Annotated in this window: 23 protein-coding genes; 8 read left to right on the top strand and 15 right to left on the bottom strand. The window is 68.2% G+C overall.

The genetic code is table 11. The annotated features are described in order from the left end of the window. Positions 1-160: 160 nt before the first annotated feature. A complete protein-coding gene (locus KVT44_RS53945) occupies positions 161-529 on the top strand; it encodes a PPOX class F420-dependent oxidoreductase (protein WP_217576377.1) in 369 nt (122 codons plus the stop codon). A gap of 19 nt (positions 530-548) precedes the next feature. On the opposite strand, the gene KVT44_RS53940 is transcribed toward KVT44_RS53945, so the two are convergent. The 13 genes from KVT44_RS53940 to KVT44_RS53880 form a co-directional block, all read right to left on the bottom strand. Continuing rightward, positions 549-950 carry a nuclear transport factor 2 family protein gene (locus KVT44_RS53940; protein WP_217576375.1) on the bottom strand — a complete coding sequence of 134 codons (402 nt, stop codon included), beginning with the start codon at positions 948-950 and terminating at the stop codon, positions 549-551. Positions 951-1,104: 154 nt separating this feature from the next. After that, positions 1,105-1,872 (bottom strand): SDR family NAD(P)-dependent oxidoreductase, encoded by a 768-nt coding sequence (locus tag KVT44_RS53935; RefSeq protein ID WP_217576373.1) that lies wholly within the window; start codon positions 1,870-1,872, stop codon positions 1,105-1,107. A 123-nt stretch (positions 1,873-1,995) separates the two neighbouring features. Further along, the gene (locus KVT44_RS53930; protein ID WP_217576371.1) at positions 1,996-2,577 is read right to left on the bottom strand and encodes an SRPBCC domain-containing protein; all 582 of its coding nucleotides are present in this window, start codon (positions 2,575-2,577) and stop codon (positions 1,996-1,998) included. Between the two features lie 51 nt (positions 2,578-2,628). Beyond that, a complete protein-coding gene (locus KVT44_RS53925) occupies positions 2,629-3,072 on the bottom strand; it encodes a nuclear transport factor 2 family protein (RefSeq protein WP_217576369.1) in 444 nt (147 codons plus the stop codon). Positions 3,073-3,127: 55 nt separating this feature from the next. Further along, a complete protein-coding gene (locus KVT44_RS53920) occupies positions 3,128-3,883 on the bottom strand; it encodes an SDR family NAD(P)-dependent oxidoreductase (RefSeq protein ID WP_217576367.1) in 756 nt (251 codons plus the stop codon). 202 nt (positions 3,884-4,085) lie between these two features. Beyond that, positions 4,086-5,006 (bottom strand): VOC family protein, encoded by a 921-nt coding sequence (locus tag KVT44_RS53915; protein WP_254651151.1) that lies wholly within the window; start codon positions 5,004-5,006, stop codon positions 4,086-4,088. Positions 5,007-5,077: 71 nt separating this feature from the next. Beyond that, positions 5,078-5,770, bottom strand: coding sequence for a class II aldolase/adducin family protein (locus tag KVT44_RS53910; RefSeq protein ID WP_217576365.1), 693 nt, complete (start codon positions 5,768-5,770; stop codon positions 5,078-5,080). Continuing rightward, positions 5,767-6,513 carry an SDR family NAD(P)-dependent oxidoreductase gene (locus KVT44_RS53905; protein ID WP_254651150.1) on the bottom strand — a complete coding sequence of 249 codons (747 nt, stop codon included), beginning with the start codon at positions 6,511-6,513 and terminating at the stop codon, positions 5,767-5,769. Before KVT44_RS53905 ends, KVT44_RS53910 begins: the two co-directional genes overlap by 4 nt. Beyond that, positions 6,510-6,935, bottom strand: coding sequence for a nuclear transport factor 2 family protein (locus KVT44_RS53900; RefSeq protein ID WP_217576360.1), 426 nt, complete (start codon positions 6,933-6,935; stop codon positions 6,510-6,512). The genes KVT44_RS53905 and KVT44_RS53900 overlap by 4 nt, the downstream gene beginning before the upstream one ends. 64 nt (positions 6,936-6,999) lie before the next feature. After that, the gene (locus KVT44_RS53895) at positions 7,000-7,461 is read right to left on the bottom strand and encodes an SRPBCC family protein (RefSeq protein WP_217576358.1); all 462 of its coding nucleotides are present in this window, start codon (positions 7,459-7,461) and stop codon (positions 7,000-7,002) included. A 67-nt stretch (positions 7,462-7,528) separates the two neighbouring features. Next, entirely contained in the window at positions 7,529-8,428 is a 900-nt protein-coding gene (locus KVT44_RS53890) for a VOC family protein (RefSeq protein WP_217576356.1), read from the bottom strand. Continuing rightward, complete coding sequence (locus tag KVT44_RS53885) at positions 8,425-9,621, bottom strand: tRNA-dihydrouridine synthase (protein WP_217576354.1); 1,197 nt, start codon at positions 9,619-9,621, stop codon at positions 8,425-8,427. Before KVT44_RS53885 ends, KVT44_RS53890 begins: the two co-directional genes overlap by 4 nt. Then, entirely contained in the window at positions 9,618-10,568 is a 951-nt protein-coding gene (locus KVT44_RS53880) for a fumarylacetoacetate hydrolase family protein (protein WP_254651149.1), read from the bottom strand. The genes KVT44_RS53885 and KVT44_RS53880 overlap by 4 nt, the downstream gene beginning before the upstream one ends. A gap of 271 nt (positions 10,569-10,839) precedes the next feature. Between KVT44_RS53880 and KVT44_RS53875 the strand changes: the two genes are divergently transcribed. From KVT44_RS53875 to KVT44_RS53850, 6 genes are read left to right on the top strand one after another with little or no spacing between them, the layout of a single operon-like run. Next, positions 10,840-11,634 carry a 2-keto-4-pentenoate hydratase gene (locus KVT44_RS53875; protein WP_217576352.1) on the top strand — a complete coding sequence of 265 codons (795 nt, stop codon included), beginning with the start codon at positions 10,840-10,842 and terminating at the stop codon, positions 11,632-11,634. After that, on the top strand, positions 11,631-12,536 hold the full coding sequence (locus KVT44_RS53870) for an acetaldehyde dehydrogenase (acetylating) (protein ID WP_217576351.1): 906 nt from the start codon (positions 11,631-11,633) through the stop codon (positions 12,534-12,536). Before KVT44_RS53875 ends, KVT44_RS53870 begins: the two co-directional genes overlap by 4 nt. Then, positions 12,533-13,585 carry a 4-hydroxy-2-oxovalerate aldolase gene (gene dmpG / locus KVT44_RS53865; RefSeq protein WP_217576349.1) on the top strand — a complete coding sequence of 351 codons (1,053 nt, stop codon included), beginning with the start codon at positions 12,533-12,535 and terminating at the stop codon, positions 13,583-13,585. The genes KVT44_RS53870 and dmpG overlap by 4 nt, the downstream gene beginning before the upstream one ends. Continuing rightward, positions 13,582-14,361: a 2-keto-4-pentenoate hydratase gene (locus KVT44_RS53860; protein WP_217576347.1), complete on the top strand. Its 780-nt coding sequence runs from the start codon at positions 13,582-13,584 to the stop codon at positions 14,359-14,361. The genes dmpG and KVT44_RS53860 overlap by 4 nt, the downstream gene beginning before the upstream one ends. A 1-nt stretch (position 14,362) precedes the next feature. Next, the gene (locus KVT44_RS53855) at positions 14,363-14,578 is read left to right on the top strand and encodes a tautomerase family protein (RefSeq protein WP_217576345.1); all 216 of its coding nucleotides are present in this window, start codon (positions 14,363-14,365) and stop codon (positions 14,576-14,578) included. After that, a complete protein-coding gene (locus KVT44_RS53850; protein ID WP_217576343.1) occupies positions 14,578-16,026 on the top strand; it encodes an aldehyde dehydrogenase in 1,449 nt (482 codons plus the stop codon). Before KVT44_RS53855 ends, KVT44_RS53850 begins: the two co-directional genes overlap by 1 nt. Before the next feature lie 57 nt (positions 16,027-16,083). Here KVT44_RS53850 and KVT44_RS53845 read toward each other — a convergent pair whose 3' ends face one another. Together KVT44_RS53845 and KVT44_RS53840 are read right to left on the bottom strand one after the other, a co-directional pair. Next, positions 16,084-16,548, bottom strand: coding sequence for a nitroreductase family deazaflavin-dependent oxidoreductase (locus KVT44_RS53845; RefSeq protein WP_254651148.1), 465 nt, complete (start codon positions 16,546-16,548; stop codon positions 16,084-16,086). Between the two features lie 42 nt (positions 16,549-16,590). Then, a complete protein-coding gene (locus tag KVT44_RS53840; protein ID WP_308314405.1) occupies positions 16,591-17,244 on the bottom strand; it encodes a helix-turn-helix domain-containing protein in 654 nt (217 codons plus the stop codon). A 159-nt stretch (positions 17,245-17,403) separates the two neighbouring features. Here KVT44_RS53840 and KVT44_RS53835 point away from each other — a divergent pair, with 159 nt between their 5' ends. Beyond that, positions 17,404-18,354 carry an SDR family NAD(P)-dependent oxidoreductase gene (locus KVT44_RS53835; RefSeq protein ID WP_308314404.1) on the top strand — a complete coding sequence of 317 codons (951 nt, stop codon included), beginning with the start codon at positions 17,404-17,406 and terminating at the stop codon, positions 18,352-18,354. The last annotated feature ends 531 nt before the right edge of the window (positions 18,355-18,885 follow it).

The raw sequence follows: 18,885 nt of genomic DNA, 5'->3' as shown, positions 1-18,885 counted from the left end.
CCCCCGACCGCGCCACCAGCTTCGGCGGCGACCACACCGGCTACACCGACTACCCCACCCTCAACTAACCACCAGCCGCAGAGCCCTGCTCCTCCGGACGATCGCCCGGCCGGAGGAGCACACCAGGCATCCGCAGCCCACCCGATAGGAAGGTGTACTCATGACCGAATTCACCGATGCTCAGCGCGCATACCTGTCCAGTCAGCGCATTGGCCGGTTGGCCACCGTGGACCCGAAGGGGCAGCCGCAGAACAACCCTGTCATGTACGCCTTCCAGCCGGACGGCACCATCCTCATCGGTGGCCACAACATGGGCGGTTCGAAGAAGTGGCGCAACCTGAAAGCGAACCCCAAACTCGCCTTCGTCGTTGACGACGTCGTCAGCTTCAGCCCCTGGCGGGCCCGGTTCGTGGAGATCCGCGGTACAGCCGAACTCCTGGACGGAGCCAGCGCCTTGAGCGCGGGGTTCAGCTCGGAGACGATCCGCATCCACCCGGAGAAGGTCTTCAGCTTCGGCGTCGACGTCTGACCGGCTTCACTGAGCAGGCTCACACCGTGAAGAGCGGTGTGACGTCGAGGACGACCTGCATGTCGTCGATCAGGCCGTCCGGTCGACGGTGCAGCAGTGTCACGGCCGGCAGTGACAGCATGCTGCCGTTGTGGCGGACGTACTCGACGTCGGCGACCAGCACGGTCTGGTCCCCGCTCTGCCAGACCTGGCGGAACCGGTGGCACATGCCTCGCACCGACTGCAGGAAGGCCCCGGCCCCGGCGAGGAACTCCTCGTGGCCGACCGTCGGTTCGCCGTTGCCGAAACGGATACGGCAGTCGTCACTGAAGTGGGCGAGCACCGCCTCAACGTTCAGAGTGTCGAAGCACGAGTACAGCTCGGCCACCCAGGCGGGTGTCTCGTCGGCGATCTGTGCGGTGTGCAGCTCGGTCTGGTTCATGGTCTCTCCCTTGAGGCCTGGTCGTCCCTTGGTGGTGCGCTGTTGATCCCCGTGGCCATGCGACATGCGGTGATGGTCGGACTCGGACCGGCCGCCCCGGTGGCATCGGGCTCAGGCTCGATGCCACCCGGCTCACGCCCGAGCAGTGTCGGGCTCACGCCCGGGCAAATCCCCCGTCCACGACCAGCGTCTGGCCGGTCATGAAGGCGGCCTCGTCGGAGGTCAGGAATGACACCGTGCCCATCAGATCCTCCGGCACACCGGTGCGCTTGATCGCCTGGGTGGTGAGAAGCGCGTCGAAGATCCCCAGCTCCTGTTGCGGCCCGGAGAGGGTGCCCGGTGTGCGGACCAGGCCCGGTGCGATCGCGTTGACGGTCACCCCGTGCTCGCCGACCTCGGCGGCGAGCGTGCGGACGAAGCCGATCACTCCGCCCTTGCTCGCCGTGTAGGCGACCATGCCGGGTGGCCCGGAGTGGAAGGTCGCGGAGGCCATGACCACGATCCGTCCCCAGCCATGTTGTTTCATGCCGGGCAGGAACGCCTTGGTCAGGTGGAAGAGGGAGTCGAGGTTGACGTCCATGATGCGGCGCCAGGTTGCCCAGTCCGTCTCCTCGAAGGGGACGATGGGGTAGATGCCGGCGTTGTGGACGAGAATGTCGACGTCTCCGAAGCGGTCGGTGACCGCCGTGGCGAACCGTGCCACGCTGTCGGGGTCGGACACGTCGCAGCGGGCGGAGAACACCTCGCCGCCTGCCTCGTGGATCAGCTTCTCGGTCTCGTCGGCTGGGCCGAGGTCGGCCACGGCGACGGTGTGGCCGTCGCGCGCGAGCCGTAGGGCGTAGCCCTGGCCTATGCCAGCGGCGCCGCCCGTGACGACGGCGACCCTCTTGGTTCTCTCCGGCTCGGTGGTGTCGGATGCCATGCTGGCTCTCCTTCGTGCTGTGATCTGGCGGGCGTTGGTAAGAAGGGCACTCTCGATCGACCTTGTTGTGTGGGGGGCGGGAGGGGGCGCTTCCCGTGCGGCAGGCGCCCCCATACGGCTGGGTCAGGCCTCGGCCTTCTGGATGCCGAGCAGGTGCTCGTAGTACGCCCGCTTCTCGGCCTGGTCCTTCTCCAGGTAGGCCAGGACCAGGGCGTAGATCTCGGGCTGCTGGATGGTGTAGTGCTCGTCGTTGCCCGCGAGCAGCTGGCCGAGCTGGCCCATGTGCAGGTGCCAGGCGGCGGCCAGGAGGTGCTCGCGGAAGACGTCGTGAGGCAGGGTGTGGGTCAGGGTGAGCTTCGAGCCGTCGCCGTCCGCCTCGACGGCCCACCGCATCGTCGTGCCCATGAGGTCAGGGGTGTGGCCCCAGGCGGGTACCTCCCAGGTCAGTGCCAGGACCTGCTGCGGCACGTACTCGAGGACTTTGCCGAAGACCGTCGCGCCCATCTTCGGCGCGATCTGGATGAGGACGTCACCGCCCACCTGCGGCTCCAGCTTGTCGACCGGACCGCCCATCCACTTCGTGAGCAGCTCCGGCTCGGAGACGAAGCGCCACAGGTCCTCCAGGGGCGCGTCGAAGTGCCGCTGGAACTCCACCTCGTTCGCTTCGAGGGTGTGCCGGATGGTGCCGTCCACGTTGTCCGTCATGGTTGTCCTGTCTTTCGCTTTGTGATGTGCAGTGGATAGGTGCCGGAGTGGTCAGGCGTCCGCCGACGTGGCGGAGGGCTGCTGCCACCACGGATAGCGGTCCGCGTCCTCGTGGCCGAGGTCGGGATCGAAGTAGACGTGCATCCGGCGGATACGTCCGTGACGGAAGTCGAAGACTGCGCAGAAGTGGCCGGGGATGTCCTTGCGTCCGTCCCAGGTCCGGCCCGTGACAGTCTCGCCCTCCGTGGTGCCCTCGACGACGACCCGGTCACCCTGTTCGACGATCTGGAACTCGTCGAGGTGGTGCGCCATGTGTCGGAACATCGCGCGGCCCTTGCCTGCCGCGACCATCGCGTCGAGTCCGGCGGCGACGCCGAACTTGGGGGTGTAGATCTGGACGTCCTCGGTGAACAACTCAGTGGGGTTGCCGGTGATTCGTCCGTCGGCTATGTCGTAGAAGCGTTTGATCGTCGTGACGTTCGCAGAGTCCGCCATTGGATCTGCCTTTCTCGGTGATGGTTGTCGTGGTCCGCCGGGGACGGCGGACCGGTCAGTGGGCCAGATAGCCGCCGTCGACATTGAGGACGGCGCCGGTGATCAGCGATGCCTCGTCGCTGCACAGCCAGGCCGCCGCGGCCGCGACTTCTTCGGGCTGCCCGGCTCGGCCGATGGGCTGACGGGCCAGGATGGCAGCTACGGCGTCGGGCGGATTGGCCGCTGTCATCGGCGTCTCGATGTAGCCGGGGGACACCGCGTTGACGCGGACGCCCTGGGCGGCGTACTCGATGGCCGCGGTCTTGGTCAGACCCACGACGCCGTGCTTGCTTGCCACGTATGCCGCCTGGGTCGGCATACCGGTGTGGGCCCAGATCGAGGCGGTGTTGACGATCGCGCCACCGCCGGCCTCGAGCATCCGGGGGATCTGGTGGCGCATGCACAGGAACACCCCGAGGAGGTTGACGTTCAACACCCGCGTGAACTCCGCCTCCGACAGCTCACCGGTGAGCGCCATGGCGAACGTGCCGGCGTTGTTGTGGGCGAAATGCAGCCCGCCGTACGTCGCCACGATGGTGTCCACGGCCTCCCGGACCGCGTCGCCCGACGCCACGTCGGTGTGCAGGAAGATGGCCTTTCCGCCAGCACCCTCGATGAGGGACACGGTTTCCTTGCCGCCCTCGGCGTTGACATCGCACACTCCGACCGCCGACCCGCGGGCCGCGAACGCCAGGGCCGAAGCCCTGCCGATGCCCGATCCGGCTCCGGTCACCATCGCTACGCGCCCGGCGAACTGCTCGGATGTTGTCATGTCGTCCCCTTTTCGGCAGGAGGAGGCGTGCGAGGACCCCCTGAGGTCGATCGCACAGGTGCAGCGGCAGAGAGCACCTGTCGCCCGTCATCGAGCGTCAGGAGGGTGAGACGGCCGGGACGTGTCCGTCGCACGTTCCCGGTTGTTGTACTGAGCCGGCCGCAGGTTGCGCGGGCGGCAGACTCCTTCCGGCGGGTGCGCGTCACTCTGGCTTCGGCTCGAAGTTCTGCAGGAACTCGTCAGGCATCAGCGGACACCACACCGCAGGCGGGACGTCCCAGTCCTGCCCCTTCCAGTCCTCGCTGATCTGGTCGATGTCGGAGAAGTACTCGATCCAGCTGCCCCACGGGTCTCGCATGTAGTGGAACAGGTTCGAGCCCAGGGTGTGCCGGCCGAGTCCCCAGCCGACGGTGTGTCCCTTGTCGGCCATGACCTGGGCTCCCATCGCCAGCTCGTCGAGGTTGTTGACCTCCCAGCTCGAGTGGTGCAGACCGGGGTGACTGCTCTGGATGAACCCGAACACGTGGTGGTCGCCGGGTCCGGAGTTCATGAACACGGCCTTGCCGGTGATCCGGTCGGACAGTCTCAGACCGAGGGTGCGCTCGTAGAAGTCCTGCGAGCGGTTCACGTTCGAGGAGAAGATCAGCATGTGTCCGAGCCGACGCGGGCGCGGCGCGGTGTTCGCGGTCAACCAGCGGGCCTTGTCCACCCGCTGGTAGTCGCCGGCCACGTTCTGCTTGAACGGCTGTGCGGGGCGCGGCGAGGCGAGTTCCTGCTCGCGCACGTTGACCGCGTTGCCGTCGGGATCGTGGAACCACAGGCCGCCCTCGGGACCGCCCGTCGGCGCGTCTTGGAGGGCGATGCCGAGCGATTCGAGGTGCCGCTGCAGCTCGGGCAGTGAGCCGTCCGGGGCGGCGAAGGCGACGTGGTGCAGGCGCTTGTCGTGTCCCTCGACAAGCAGCGTCTGGTCCTGGTCCCGGCCGTCGCAGCGTACGACGAGCCGGTTGTCGTGTTCGTCGACGGTCAGGCCGAAGTCGGTGTAGAAGTCCTTGCCCTGGGCCAGGTCGGGCAGTTGGAGGCCGTAGTGCAGAAGGCCGCTGACGCGCATGGTGCATTCCTTCATCGATCGGTCCTTCCCGGGATGCGGGGCGGACGGTTACGTCACTCGTCGGTCACGGTGGCGGTGGGCAGAGTTCACGCGGTGTCGGGTCTTCGCAGGTGTGCCCACAGCCGGTCGAGAAGGGGTGGGGCTGCTGCCCGCCAGCCGTCGATCTCGGCGGAGGTGAGGGCCTGGATCGCCCCGGCCTGCCGTGCCGCGAGGTGCAGGCGGCAGGTGGTGTCGAGGAGCCACATGCGGGCGACGGCATGGCCGGGTGTGCTGCCGGTGGTGACGGCACCGTTGCCCCGCAGCACGAGCGCGTCGGCGTGGCCGAGGGTGCGAGCGGCCGGTTCGGCGATGTCGGCCGAGCGCATCAGGCGTGCGTCGTCGTGTACGGGCACGGTCTCGCCGAGCATGGCGGCCTGTCCGTGGAGGGGCGGGATGCTGCGGTGGGCGACCGCGCCGGCCGCGAAGGCGGATTCCGGTATGGCGCGGGCGACGGCATGGACGTCCGGCCGTGCCTGGTAGACCGCCAGGTGGATCCATGCCTCGCCCGGTGTGTTCGCCGGTAGCACCGTCGAGTTCAGAGGGATCTCGAGGAGCGTTTCCTCGGTTGCCTCGGCAAGGTCGATCGCGGGTGTGATCAGCATCCGGTCGCCACGTCGAGCCGACACGTGCCCGAATGCCGCCACCAGGCCGAGTGCCGCGAGGGTACGCGCCGCTGCGACCACTTCAGCCGCGTCGGCCGCGCTGCCCTCAGCTGCTCGGGCCGTCGATTGTACTGTCATGAGCGCACCAATCCACCGTCGGCCATGAGGGTCTGGGCCGTGACGAAGGCCGCGTCGTCGGAGACGAGGAACGCGAGCACCCCGGCGAGGTCCTCGGGAACCTGACTTCGCTTGATGGCCTGCATCCGCGCCACCGTCTCGAAGGACTCCGCCGACCCGGCAGCCTCGGTCGTCGGGGTGCGCACCAGACTGGGAGCGAGTGCGTTGACGGTGACACCGTCACCGGCCACCTCGGTGGCCAGTGCGCGGGTGAAGCCGATGGCCGCCATCTTGCTGGCCACGTAATGGGTGACCCCGGAGACGACGAGGCCGACCGAGTTCGACGTGACGTTGACGATGCGCCCCCAGCCGCCGGCGCGCATGTCGGGCAGGAACTCCTGGCAGGTGTGGAACAGCGCGTCGGTGTTGAGTGAGAACACCCTCCGCCAGTCCTCGAAGGTGAGACTGTCGAACGGCTGATGGGGGTAGATGCCCGCGTTGTTGTCCAGGATGTGGGCCGACCCTATGCGCGCCGTCACCTCGTGCCGCGCCGCCCCGACGGCTTCCGGATTGGTGAGGTCGCAGGTCACGGCGATCGCCTTCCCCCCGGCCTCTTCGATTTCGTGAACCACATCGGTCGGGCGGCCCGGGCGGAGACCGCCACCCCCCCCCCCCCGCGGGCCCAGCCGCCGCGGGAGGGCCCGCCGGATGCCGCGGGCGCCGCCGGTGACGACGGCTGTGCGGCCGACGAGGCGACCGCTCATCCGGCCACCCCATGTGTCGTCTCGGCCGGCGCCGACACGGCATCGGCGTCGAGGGCTGCGAACAGTGGTGCGGCGTCGATGTGCACGCGCAACGAGGTGACCAGGCCCGATGGGGCGCGTTCGACGATCGTGACGCAGGGGAGAACCACCTCGGTGCCACCGCGTGTGGTGTAGTGCACGCGGGCTTCGAGAACCAGGGTCCCTTCGTCGACCGTCCAGCGGTTGCACCACTCGTGCTGCATGCCGGCGAGCGCGTGGCGCAGGTTGTCCAGCACCTCGCGCATCGCAGCGTGCCCGATCGCGGGCGGATTGTTGCCGAACACCAGCTCCCCGTCAGGGGCGAAGCGATCGAGGACGCGCTCCGTCAGCTGTGCGTCGATGTCGGCGTAGAAGGAGTCGATCCAGTCGGACACGTCAGACATCTTTGTCCCTTTCGTCCGTATTTGGTAGTAGGTGCCGCCTCAGTGGGGTGTGCGACCGGTCACGTCACGCGGCTTCGGTGACAGCTATGCGGCGCATGGCGTCGCGGGTGGCGGTGAGGGCCTGGACGTAGAGGCCAGTCATGTTCTTGGCGTAGTCTTCCTCGGCTCCGGAGTTGCCTGGGGTACCGGCGAGGACCAGAGCGAAGCTGAAGCGCAGTTGCATGTCGTCCCCCTCGCCCTCGATCTCGTTGGCGATCGTGCCGAGGATCGGGCCCGACAGGCGGGTGAACACCACGCGGTGGGGCGCTTCGAGGGTGATCCGCTCGCGGTAGTCGTCGCCCTGGATGCGGATGTCACGGTCGAAACTCGCGTCGCTGTAACGTTCGACGACTTCACATTCGCTCATCGCGGGCACGAATGGCAGGGCGTTGTTGGCCTTGAGGACCAGACCCTCCCAGACGGCGGTGCGGTCGAGCCGGGGTTCCCCGGGTTCGTTGACGGGGATCACGTGGCTCACGAAGATCATCGATCCTCCTTCGGCCGGCGGCACTGCCGACCTCGTGTTGGTTGTATGCGCTACCGGGCCGTACCGGCTACGACGTCGCGGCGGGCACCGGCTGGGGCAGCTGACGCTGTCGGGTCGTGGGCGCCACCGGGCCGCGCCACATGTCGATGGACGAGGGCTGGTCGAGGTCGAACACGCGCGGCGTCCACGCCGCGTCGTCCTTGATGAGCTCGCCGCCGACGGCGTACTCGTAGGTGAGGTTCTCCGGACCGCGGAAGTAGAGGAACACCGATCCGGAGGTGGGGTGGCGTCCGGGTCCCATCACGATCTCCACGCCCTGGTCGACCAGGAAGTGCCAGTTGCGCATCAGGTCGTCCAGGGAGTCCACCTGGAAGTTGACGTGGCAGAGCGCTGCTTCGTCGCCGCGGAACACGGCCAACTTGTGGTGGACCGGGTCGATGCGCATCAGGCAGGCGCCGTCGCCGACCCAGTCCGACACGCGAGCGTTGAAGGTCGTGGACCAGAAGCGGTGCGCTTCGTGTACGTCGGGTGCGTCCAGGCACAGGTGCCCGAACTCGGTGATACCCGACCCCCGGGTCAGCCGCAGGGGATCTGCGGAACGGAACTGCGCCGCGGCCAGTTCGACACGGTTGCCGAACGGATCGTCGAAGGCGATGTACTCCGACACACCGCGGGAACGCGCCCCGGCCCGGTCGCCGCGTTCGACGCGCAGGCCCTGCTTCTCCAGTTCGGTCTCCGCCGCGGCCAGGGCCTCGGGGCCCGCGACCGTGAAGCCGGAGGAGAGCACCCCGGAGCGTCCCTGGACGAAAGTGAGGCAGTGGCCCCGGGCGTCGGCACGCAGATGTGCCACACCGGGTTCGTCGGAGTCGACCACCTCGAGGCCGACGATCTCACTGGCGAATCGGACGGCGCCTTCGAGGTCCTCGACACCCGAGCGCACGTAGGCGATGTCGGTCAGGGTGATCACTGGGCGGTCCCTTCGTCGTAACCGAGGTAGCCGCGCACCCGGGCACTTTCGGGCCAGGACTCGCAGAGGGAGCCGGTCAGTTGGGTTCGCAGGCAGAGGGATGTGGCGCAGGTGCAGGTGCGGCGGGTGTCGGCGGTTCCGGCCTGCACCTTGCGCGGCCAGTCGGGATCGACGAAGAGCGGCCGGGCCAGGCCCACCGCCTGCGCCTGGTGCGACTCAAGGACCCGCACCGCGTCCTGGGGTTCGCCCAGGCCGCCGTTGGCCACTACGGGGATCTGCACCGCACGTTGCAGGGCTGCCGTGTCCTCGAGCGAGTAGCCCGGCTTGTTGAGCATGCCCGCGTTGTGCGGCAGGCGCATGGTCTCGAACGTGGCCGGGATGGCAAACAGGAACGCGGCTCCCGCGTCCTCCAGCAGCCGGGCCAGCCGGACGGCGTCGTCGAGGCTCCAGCCGCCCTCCACGCGCTCGTCGCTCAGCAGGTGGACGCCGACCACGAAGTCCGGACCGGTGTTTGCGACGACACGTCGCACCACCTCAAGGGGCAGCCGGGTCCGTCCCTCGAAGTCGCCGCCCCATTCGTCAGTGCGCCGGTTGGTGCGCGGCGAGAGGAAACCGGAGAGTAGGAAGCCCTGCGCGACGTGCACGTCGACCCCGTCGAAGCCGGCGCGCTCGCACAGCTGCGCGGCGCGGACGAACTCCTCGATGACCTCCTCGATCTCCTCAGGAGTGATCTCCTGCGGAGTGACCATGCGGCCCGGGGTCAGTTCGAAGGGAGTCGCGGAGGGGGCCAGCCGGGGGCGGCTCTCATACTCCTCCCAGGGGCCGGCGTATCGGCCGGAGTGCACGATCTGGACGATCGCCAGAGCGCCGTGCCGGCGGATCTCGGAGGCCAGCCGGCGCAGCCCCGGCAGCTGCTCCTCGTCGCTCACCAGCGTCTGCAGTGGCATCTGCCGCCCCGCGACGCAGATCGCGAAGTTCTCCGTGATCACGACACCGGCGCCGCCCTGGGCGCGCCGGGCGTAGTGCTCGATCTCCCGGTCGGTCACGGTGCCGTCGGGGTTGGCGTAGCCGACCGACATGGGGGCCTGCACGATCCGGTTGCGGGCGCTGCGCGTGCCGAAGTTCAACGGTGTGAACAGTGGGGCGAGATCCGCCGAGGCGGTGGCGCGGCTCGCGCTGTGGGTGGAGGTCATCCCTGCTCCAGGGTGTTCAGGGCCGCCTGTGCGGTCGAGACCGCGGCGGGCTGGTCGGCTCGCCGCACGTCGTTGGCCAGTGCGCCCAGCGGTTCGATTTCGATGCGCAGCCGGTCGCCGTCCTCGAGTGCGAGGCCCTTGGCGGCGCCGACGCCGGCCGGGGTGCCCGTGGCGAGAACGTCGCCCGGCTCCAGGGTCATCAGCGCGCTGGCGGCGGACACGAGTTGCGCCACGCTGAAGATCATGTCCTTGGTGTTTCCGTCCTGTTCCAGCACGCCGTTGCGCCACAGCCGGACCGGTAGCGTCTGCGGGTCGGGGATGAACCAGGACGGCGTCACACCTGGGCCGATGGGGGCGAAGGTGTCGCGCCCCTTGGACGCGAGCCAGTCGTAGGCGAACGGCGGGGCCAGCGGGTTGGGGCGGGCGTGCAGACCGCGTGCGGAGATGTCGTTGACGATCGTGTAGCCCGCGACCGCGTCCAGCGCCTGTTCCACCGGCACGTCGTGGACGCGTCGCCCGATCACCACACCGAGTTCGGCCTCCCAGTCGACCCGGGCACCCGGGTCGTCCGGGATGGCGATGGTGTCGTCCGGGCCGACGATCGCGGTCGGCGGCAGCAGGAAGAAGTACGGCTCCATGCCCTCCGGCACGTCTCCGACGCCCATTTCCCGCAGGTGATCGTGGTAGTTGGCGCCGGCGAAGACCAATTTGCCAGGGGCAGGTACGGGCGCCAGCAGGCGTACGTCTTCCAGGTGCTCACCCTCGGAGGGTTGCCAGCCACGCAGGACCGGCTCCAGGTCGGCCCAGTCCCGCAGCGCCGCACCTACGTCGATATAGCGTGCCAGGGCCGGGTGGTGTCGTACACGTCCCTCGGCGTCGGCGACGGCGACGAATGTTGCGGCTCCCGGGCTTTCGGGGCGGCAGGTCACCAGGCTCCATACGGACATTCGAACTCCCGAGCTCGATTATTGGCCGTCCTACTATTCGGCAGAGCTAGCAGCAGTGCTTTGGCGGGCGGCTCTGGGTCAACACTGCATACAGTTTCAGCCGCAGTCAATAGGTCGACCAAGGGTTGACTTCGATACCTGAAAGTGCACACAGTTTGGAGGTGAAGCGCCGGCCTGGACGAGGCACGGCGAGCACTCGACCGACCCGATCGGAGATCACCATGACGGACTTGATCGCGCGCCCGGCGGAGCAGGACGAGGGGGTGCCATCATGACCGCCGTGACACTGGACGAGGCGGCGGATGCCCTCCTCGGCGCGTACGACACCCGGGTTCCGATCGAACCGTTGGTGGACAAGTACCAGGACCTGACGCTCGCCGACGCCTACGAGATCCAGCTGCTGCAGATCCGCCGCCGGGTGGCCGACGGCGCGCGGATCAAGGGTCACAAGGTCGGCCTGTCGTCACCCGCCATGCAGCGGCAGATGGGCGTGGACCAGCCGGACTACGGTCATCTGCTGGACGACATGTTCTGGCTGGAGAACGCGCCCGTGCCGGCCTCCCGGTTCCTGCAGCCCCGGGTGGAACCGGAGATCGCCTTCGTACTCAAGCGGCCGCTGGCCGGACCGGGGGTCACGGTCGCGGAGGCCGCTGCGGCCGTGGACTTCGTCTTGCCGGCCCTGGAACTCATCGACTCGCGCATCCGCGACTGGCGCATCGGCATCATCGACACCATCGCGGACAACGCCTCCTCCGGCGGAGTCGTCCTGGGCAGCACCCCGGCCCGGCTCACCGACGTCGACCTCCGCCTCGCCGGATGCACGCTGCACCACAACGGCGAACTCGTCGGCACCGGCGCGAGCGGCGCCGTGCTCGGCTCGCCGCTGACCTCGCTGGTGTGGCTGGCCAACACCGTCGGCGCACGAGGTGTGGTCCTGGAGGCCGGGCACGTCGTACTGCCTGGCTCCATCACCGCTTCCGTGCCGGTCGCCGCGGGCGACACCGTCACCGCGGCCTACGCCGGACTCGGCAGCGTCACGGCACGTTTCACCGAGGAGACCTCATGAGCAAGGCGACCGCGGCCATCGTCGGCCCCGGCAACATCGGCACCGACCTGCTCGCCAAACTGCTGCACAGCGAAACGGTCGACGTACGGTACATGGTCGGTGTGGACCCGGCCTCGGACGGGCTCGCCCGGGCGGCCAAGCTGGGTGTGGAGACGTCCGCGGAGGGAGTCGACTGGCTGCTCTCCAGGGACGAGCTGCCGGAGCTGGTGTTCGAAGCCACCTCGGCGAAGGCGCACATCGCCAACGCGAAGCGGTATGCCGAGGCGGGCATTCAGGCGATCGACCTGACGCCCGCGGCTCTGGGGCCGCTCGTCTGTCCGGCGGTGAACCTGCGTGAACATCTGGACGCCCCCAACATCAACATGATCACCTGCGGTGGGCAGGCCACTATTCCGATCGTGCACGCTGTCTCGCGCGTGGTGCCAGTTGAGTACGCGGAGATTGTGGCGTCGATCGCCTCCCGCTCGGCGGGGCCCGGCACCCGGGCGAACATCGACGAGTTCACCGAGACCACTTCGCATGCGATCGAGCAGGTCGGCGGCGCCCGCAAGGGTAAGGCCGTGATCATCATGAACCCGGTCGAACCCCCGATGATCATGCGGGACACGGTGTTCTGCGCGATCCCCGAGGACGCCGACCACGACGTGATCAGCGAGTCGATCGTCCGGATGGTCGGCGAGGTGGCCGAGTACGTGCCCGGCTACACGCTGCGTGCCGACCCGCAGTTCGACGACCCGCGCCCCGAGTGGAGGGACCAGGCCCGGGTGGCCGTCTTCCTCGAGGTGCGCGGCCGGGGCGACTACCTGCCGCCCTGGGCAGGAAACCTGGACATCATGACGGCTGCGGCCGCTCGCGTCGGCGAGCAGCTGGCGGCCGCGAAGACCACGGCGGTGACCTCATGACCCCCGAAAACACTCAGCAGCCGCGCAAGTTGCGCATCACCGACTCCACGCTGCGGGATGGCTCGCACGCGATGCGGCACCAGTTCACCGAGGAACAGGTGCGCGGCGTCGTCCATGCCCTGGACAAGGCGGGTGTCGAGGTCATCGAGGTGGCTCACGGCGACGGTCTGGGCGGCTCCAGCTTCAACTACGGCTTCTCCAAGGTGGACGAGATCCAGCTGATCGGGGCCGCCGTGGACGAGGCGACCCGCGCGAAGATCGCGGTTCTGATGCTGCCGGGTGTCGGCACGGTCACCGAGCTGAAGCGCGCCCATGCGGTCGGTGCGAGCGTGGCGCGCATCGCCACTCACTGCACCGAGGCGGACACGTCGGTCCAGCACTTTACCGCCGCGCGGGAGTTGGGCATGGAGACGGTCGGCTTCCTGATGCTCTCGCACCGCATCGGCCCGGACGAGCTGGCCCAGCAGGCGCGGCTCATGGTCGACGCTGGTGCCCAGTGCGTGTACGTCGTCGACTCGGCCGGCGCCCTGGTCCTCACGGACGCCCAGGCCCGGGTCCAGGCGCTGGTGAACGAGATCGGGCACGAGGCCCAGGTCGGCTTCCACGGCCACCAGAACCTTTCCCTCGGCGTCGCCAACTCCGTCCTGGCCTACCAGGGCGGCGCCCAGCAGATCGACGGCGCCCTGTGCGCGCTCGGCGCCGGCGCCGGGAACTCGCCGACCGAGGTGCTCGCGGCCACCTTCGAGCGCATGGGCATCCCTACCGGAGTCGACGTCGACCTCGCCCTGGCCGCCGCACAGGACGTGGTCAAGCCGTTCATCCCCCGGCTGCCGTGGATGGACCGTTCCTCGATCGTGCAGGGCTACGCAGGCGTGTACTCCAGCTTCCTGCTGCACGCCGAACGCGCGGCGGAACGCTACGGCGTCCCCGCCCACGAAATCCTCCAGGAGGTCGGCGAGGCAGGTTATGTCGGCGGCCAGGAGGACATGATCATCGACATCGCGCTGCGCCTCGCAGAGCAGCGCGAGAAGGCGGGGGCAGTCGGATGACCTGGGATCTCGACCGCGCCGCGACGGCCCTGCTGGAGGCGGAGGACACCCGCACCGGCCGTGGCCCGATCACCGACAACTGGCCCGAACTCGACCTGGACACCGCCTACGCGCTGCAGGACGAGACTCTGCAGCGCAGGCTCAACCGGGGCGAGCACATAGTCGGCATCAAACTCGGCCTGACCTCGCGGGCCAAGCAGCAACGGATGGGCATCGACGTCCCGCTCACCGCCTGGCTGACCGACGCGATGCTGCTGCCAGCCGGCGTGCCGGTCCCGCAGGACAAGCTGATCCACCCGCGCGCCGAACCGGAGATTGTGTTCGTCATGAAGGACCGGCTGGCCGGCCCCGGCGTCACCGCCGCCACCGCGCTGGCCGCGGTCAGCTCCGTGCACGGCGGTATCGAGGTGATCGACAGCCGTTACCTCGACTTTCGGTTCAAGCTGCCCGACACCATCGCGGACAACGCCTCCTCCGGCCGCTTCGTCACTGGCCCTGTTGGCGTACCGCCCGAGACGCTCGACTTGGCGATGGAGGCATGTCTGGTCGAGGTCGACGGCCAGGTCGCCGACAGCGCGACCGGCGCGGCCGTCCAGGGCCATCCCGCTGAGGCGCTGGCTCTGGCCGCCAACGAACTGGGTCGCCGGGGCATGGCGATCGAGCCCGGCTGGCTCGTGCTCACCGGCGGCATGACCGACGCCGTACCTGTGCCGCCCGGCACTACCGTCGCGGTGCACTTCACCCACCTCGGTTCGCTCCACCTCACAGGAGGCTGACATGCCGCTCATCGAAGTCACGCTGGTCAACGGCCGCACGCCGGAGGAGATCCGTCTGCTGATCCACGAAGTGACCGAGGCTGTGGTCGAGGCGCTGGACGTGCCGAAGCAGAGCGTGCGTGTTGCGGTGCGGGAACTGCCGAAGACGCACTGGGCGGCCGGCGACGTCACCATCGCCGAACGCGAGGCGGCCCAGGCCGCAGGAGGAAGCAGCTGATGGAGTCCTACGGCCATGTGATCGACGGCGAGGAGACGGCCTCCGTCTCGGGCGCCACCTTCTCTTCCTTCGATCCGTACACCCGCCAGGCCTGGGCGGAGGTGGCCCTCGGCGACGGGTCCGATGCCGACCGCGCGGTGACAGCGGCTCGTCGCGCGTTCGACACCGGGCCCTGGCCCCGGATGGGCGCGGCCGAGCGGGGTCGCATCCTGCACCGTTTCGCGGACCTGATCGAGGCTCATGCCGACGACCTCGGCATGGCGGACACTCAGGACATGGGCAAGCCGATCACCCAGTCCCGCGGCAACGACGTCCCCCGTACGGCGGCGAACTTCCGTTTCTTTGCCGACCATGCAAGGCTGTCCACGTCCGAGGCGTACCCGATGGACACCGGCCACCACGCCTACACCCGCTTCGACCCGGCCGGCGTTGTCGCGGCGATCGCCCCGTGGAACTTCCCGATGATGCTGGAGAGTTGGAAGGTCGCACCGGCTCTCGCTTGGGGCAACACCGTGGTGTTGAAGCCGGCCGAGGACACTCCCGTCTCGGCCACCCTTCTCGCCCGGCTGGCCCTCGAAGCGGGCATGCCGCCGGGCGTGTTCAACGTCGTCCACGGCTATGGCCCCGACTCGGCGGGCCAGGCCCTGACCGAGAACCCCGCCGTGGACCGCATTACCTTTACCGGTGAATCGGGCACCGGCCGCATCATCGCCGCGGCCGGCGCCCGCAACCTCACGCCGGTCAGCCTCGAACTAGGCGGCAAGGGCGCCAACGTGATCTTCGCCGACGCCGATCTGGACAATGCCGTCGACTGGTCCATCAGGGCTGTTTTCACCAACTCGGGCCAGGTGTGCCTGGCAGGCTCCCGGCTCTACGTCCAGAGGGAGATCTACGACGAGTTCCTGACCCGCTTCGTCGCGGCGGCGGACGCGATGGTCGTCGGGGACCCCAAGAACGAGGCCACGCAGATCGGACCCCTTGCCTCCGCCGAGCACCACGCCAAGGTCGCAGGCTACGTCGACACGATCGCCGAGAATGGCGGTGCCCTGCGTGCCGGTGGTCGTGGGGAGGGTTGGACGATCCGTCCCACGGTGATCACTGGCATGGACCAGAAGGCTCGTCACGCGCGTGAGGAGATCTTCGGTCCTGTCGTCGTGGTGATCCCGTTCACCACTGAGGCCGAGGCGGTCGAGCTGGCCAACGATACGCCGTACGGCCTCAACGCGATGTTGTTCACGGAGAACCTGCACCGCGCGCACCGGGTCGCGGCGGCACTGCGGGCGGGGACGGTCTGGGTCAACTGTTTCTTCGTACGAGACCTGAGAGCGCCGTTCGGCGGTGCCGGCGACTCGGGAATCGGCCGGGAGGGGGGCAATTTCAGCCGGGAGTTCTTCACCGAGCCCAAGGCGGTGGTGATGCAGATCGACCCGGCCGCAGACGGTCGTTGAACACAGTAGCCTGCCCCGCGCCGAGCGGGGCAGGCGTCAACGACGCTGCGGTTCCCCTCAGTTGGGGGAGCGCGGCGTCAGGCGGATGATCGGCAGTTCCCTGTCGGTCTTCACCTGGTACTGCGCGAAACGGGGCATGGCGGTAGTGATCTGCCGCCATGCCTTTTCGCGTTCCTCCCCCTGGAGCTGCTCGGGGATGACATCCGTGGTGACGCTGCCGATCTCCACCCGCACCTTGTCGGGATGAGTCCCGAGGTTGTAGTACCACGCTGGGTTCTTCGCCGCCCCGGCTGCCGAGGCCACGATCAGCCAGCCGCCGTCCTCGCTCGGAAACCACGCCACCGGTGTCGAACGGGGTTCCCCGCTCTTGCGGCCGACGGTCGTCAGCACCAGCGCGTCCATACCCATCAGCTTGGCGTTCCCCTTGCGGCGGATACGCCACATGGTGATTTTGTTGAACCACTTGAGCGCGCGGCCGGGCTGACGGGTACCACGGGTGCCCGAAGGTGTATCGAAGCTCATGTGACCTCCCGACAAGCAAAGTATTTGCCTGACAATCGTTGGTCAACCAATAATGCGCCTATGGGATCCACTCGGCTGACAGTCGACCCCGGTCCGGCAGACGCGTTCGACGAGCGCCTCCCAGCTGCCGGCCAGTCGCTCGACGTGGTGTCCGGAGTCGGCCTCGTCGGGCATGGACAGGTAGAGCAGGATCGGAGCTTCGAGGGCGGCGGCGAGCTGGACCGCCAGCGTGCCGAGGTCCCTGATGCCGGGTTGTGTGTGTCGCAGGAGCATGCAGATGTGGGTCTGGGAGATGCTTGCTTCCCCGGCCGGGACCGGTTGGTTGCGGTCGAGCGCGGCCCGGGCGATCGCGAGGTGGGCCATCAGGAAAGTGATCCGGGCACGACCGTAGGCGATCAGTCGCTCGACGGGTTCTGCTCCGGGGCCCAGCGGGGGCGGCCCGGACAGCACGCTCTCCTGGAAGGCGCGCTCATCGTCGTCCAGGACCGCGTGGAAGATCCCCGCGCGGGTGCCGAACCGACGGAACACGGTTCCTTTGCCCAGGCCCGACCGCTCGGCCAGCCCGTCCATGGTCACCTTGTCGACTCCGGACTCGGCGATCATCTCCCGCGCCGTGCTCAGTAGACGCAGGCGATTGCGTGCAGCGTCTGCCCGCTCCGTGCGCGGCTTGCCCAGGGGAACCATGACTCTGTCCACGCGGTACAGCCTACGGCACAAAGGTCTAAGCGGGGTGAAGTCCGGTTCTGCTATCGTCGAAATCGACGGGTCCCCGGCGTGCCCTGACGGGCCGTACGGGTCGCGGCCCCGGTTGTGGCCGGCAGCAGTCCAGACTCATGCACAGAACGGATCCCCCTTGTGAACGCATCAGCGAACGCTGCCTCCAGTGGTTCGGCAGCCCCCAAGAAGCCCAAGCAGCGGCTGAACGGAGTCGTGGACCGGAGCCTCGTCGTTGCGACGACGCCGATCCAGCGGCTCGATCTGTCATCCAAACGACTCCTCGTCGTCGGCGGGACGAACGGCCTCGGCCGGGCCGTCGCGCAGCAGGCACTGGAGCGGGGTGCCAAGGTGACCGTGGTCGGCCGTACCTTCCGGGACAGTCCGTCGACCCGACTGACCTTCGAGCGGGCTGACTTGTCGTCGATGCGCGAGGCGGTCCTGCTGGGTGACGAGCTGCCGGCGGAGTCCTATGACGTCGCCTACTTCTCCCTCGGGATCATGGCGGCCAAGGCCCGGGAGGAGACCGTCGAAGGTGTCGAGCGGGACATGGCCATCAGCTACCTGAGCCGTCTGGCCGTACTCCAGGGGCTGAGTTCCAGGCTGGGAACCGGGCGCCCCGACGGGACGCCGCAGTCGCGCGTCTTCGTCATGGGTGCTCCCGGTACCGGGAACATCGGCGACCCCGACGACCTGAACGCGGAGAAGGGCTACAAGTCCTTCGTGTCGCATTCGAACACCGTCGCGGGCAACGAGATGCTCGTGCTTGCCGGACCCGACAGGCTGCCCGGCCCGGCGTACTTCGGCCTGAACCCCGGCTTCATTAAAACCGGTATCCGGTCGAACTATCTGGGTGAGGGCAGTGTCGCCCACCGCATGGCCGAGGGTTTGGTCGGTCTGCTGGGGCCGTCGCCGGAGACCTATGCGGAGCGGATCGTGCCGCTCCTGTTCGCTGACGCCCTCGAGGGTCGGACAGGGCTCATGTTCAACAACAAGGCCCAGGTGATCCGGCCGACCGAAGGTCTCGACAAGGGCTATGTCGACCGCTACATGTCGGCGTCGGAAGCCCTCCTGCGGCGCGCATTGAGCTGACGTCGGTGTGGCCCGGGGGAGCGTCTCGAAGGAGACCTTCGAGCGCCTGGCGGCGTCCTCCTGCCACCGACTGGCCCGAGTTGACAGACGGACATCCCGATTCGGGCTGGGTGAGGAGAGCCGAGGGGAGTCTTAGGCAAAAGTTCTGGTACTTGCCGCCTCCCGACCTGTCTTAATTTGGCCGGGCAATGATCTATTTCTTCTGGAGAGGTTAAAGCCTGCGGGCGGGTTCGCCGTGTCTGAGTCCGCGGTAAAGCGGGAGATGGGACTGTACTTGCACCCGGATGTGTCTAAGCCTGGGTTGTCACCTGCGGGTATCCAGTAACATATTGGTTGGCCCACAATTGGTCAACCAATAAACAAGTCCAACCTTGCCGTGAGTATCTCGGCTCGCCATCTGGCGGAACGGAGCGATGAGCGCGATGACCACCCCTTCCACGGAGACCGGATTCGCCGAGTGGACCGAGTTGGACCAGCGGGCCGTCGACACCGCCCGCGTCCTGGCCGCCGATGCCGTACAGAAGGTCGGAA

This window comes from Streptomyces sp. GbtcB7, assembly GCF_019091445.1.
Lineage (GTDB): Bacteria > Actinomycetota > Actinomycetes > Streptomycetales > Streptomycetaceae > Streptomyces > Streptomyces mirabilis.
This window is presented reverse-complemented; position numbering and strand designations above follow the sequence as displayed.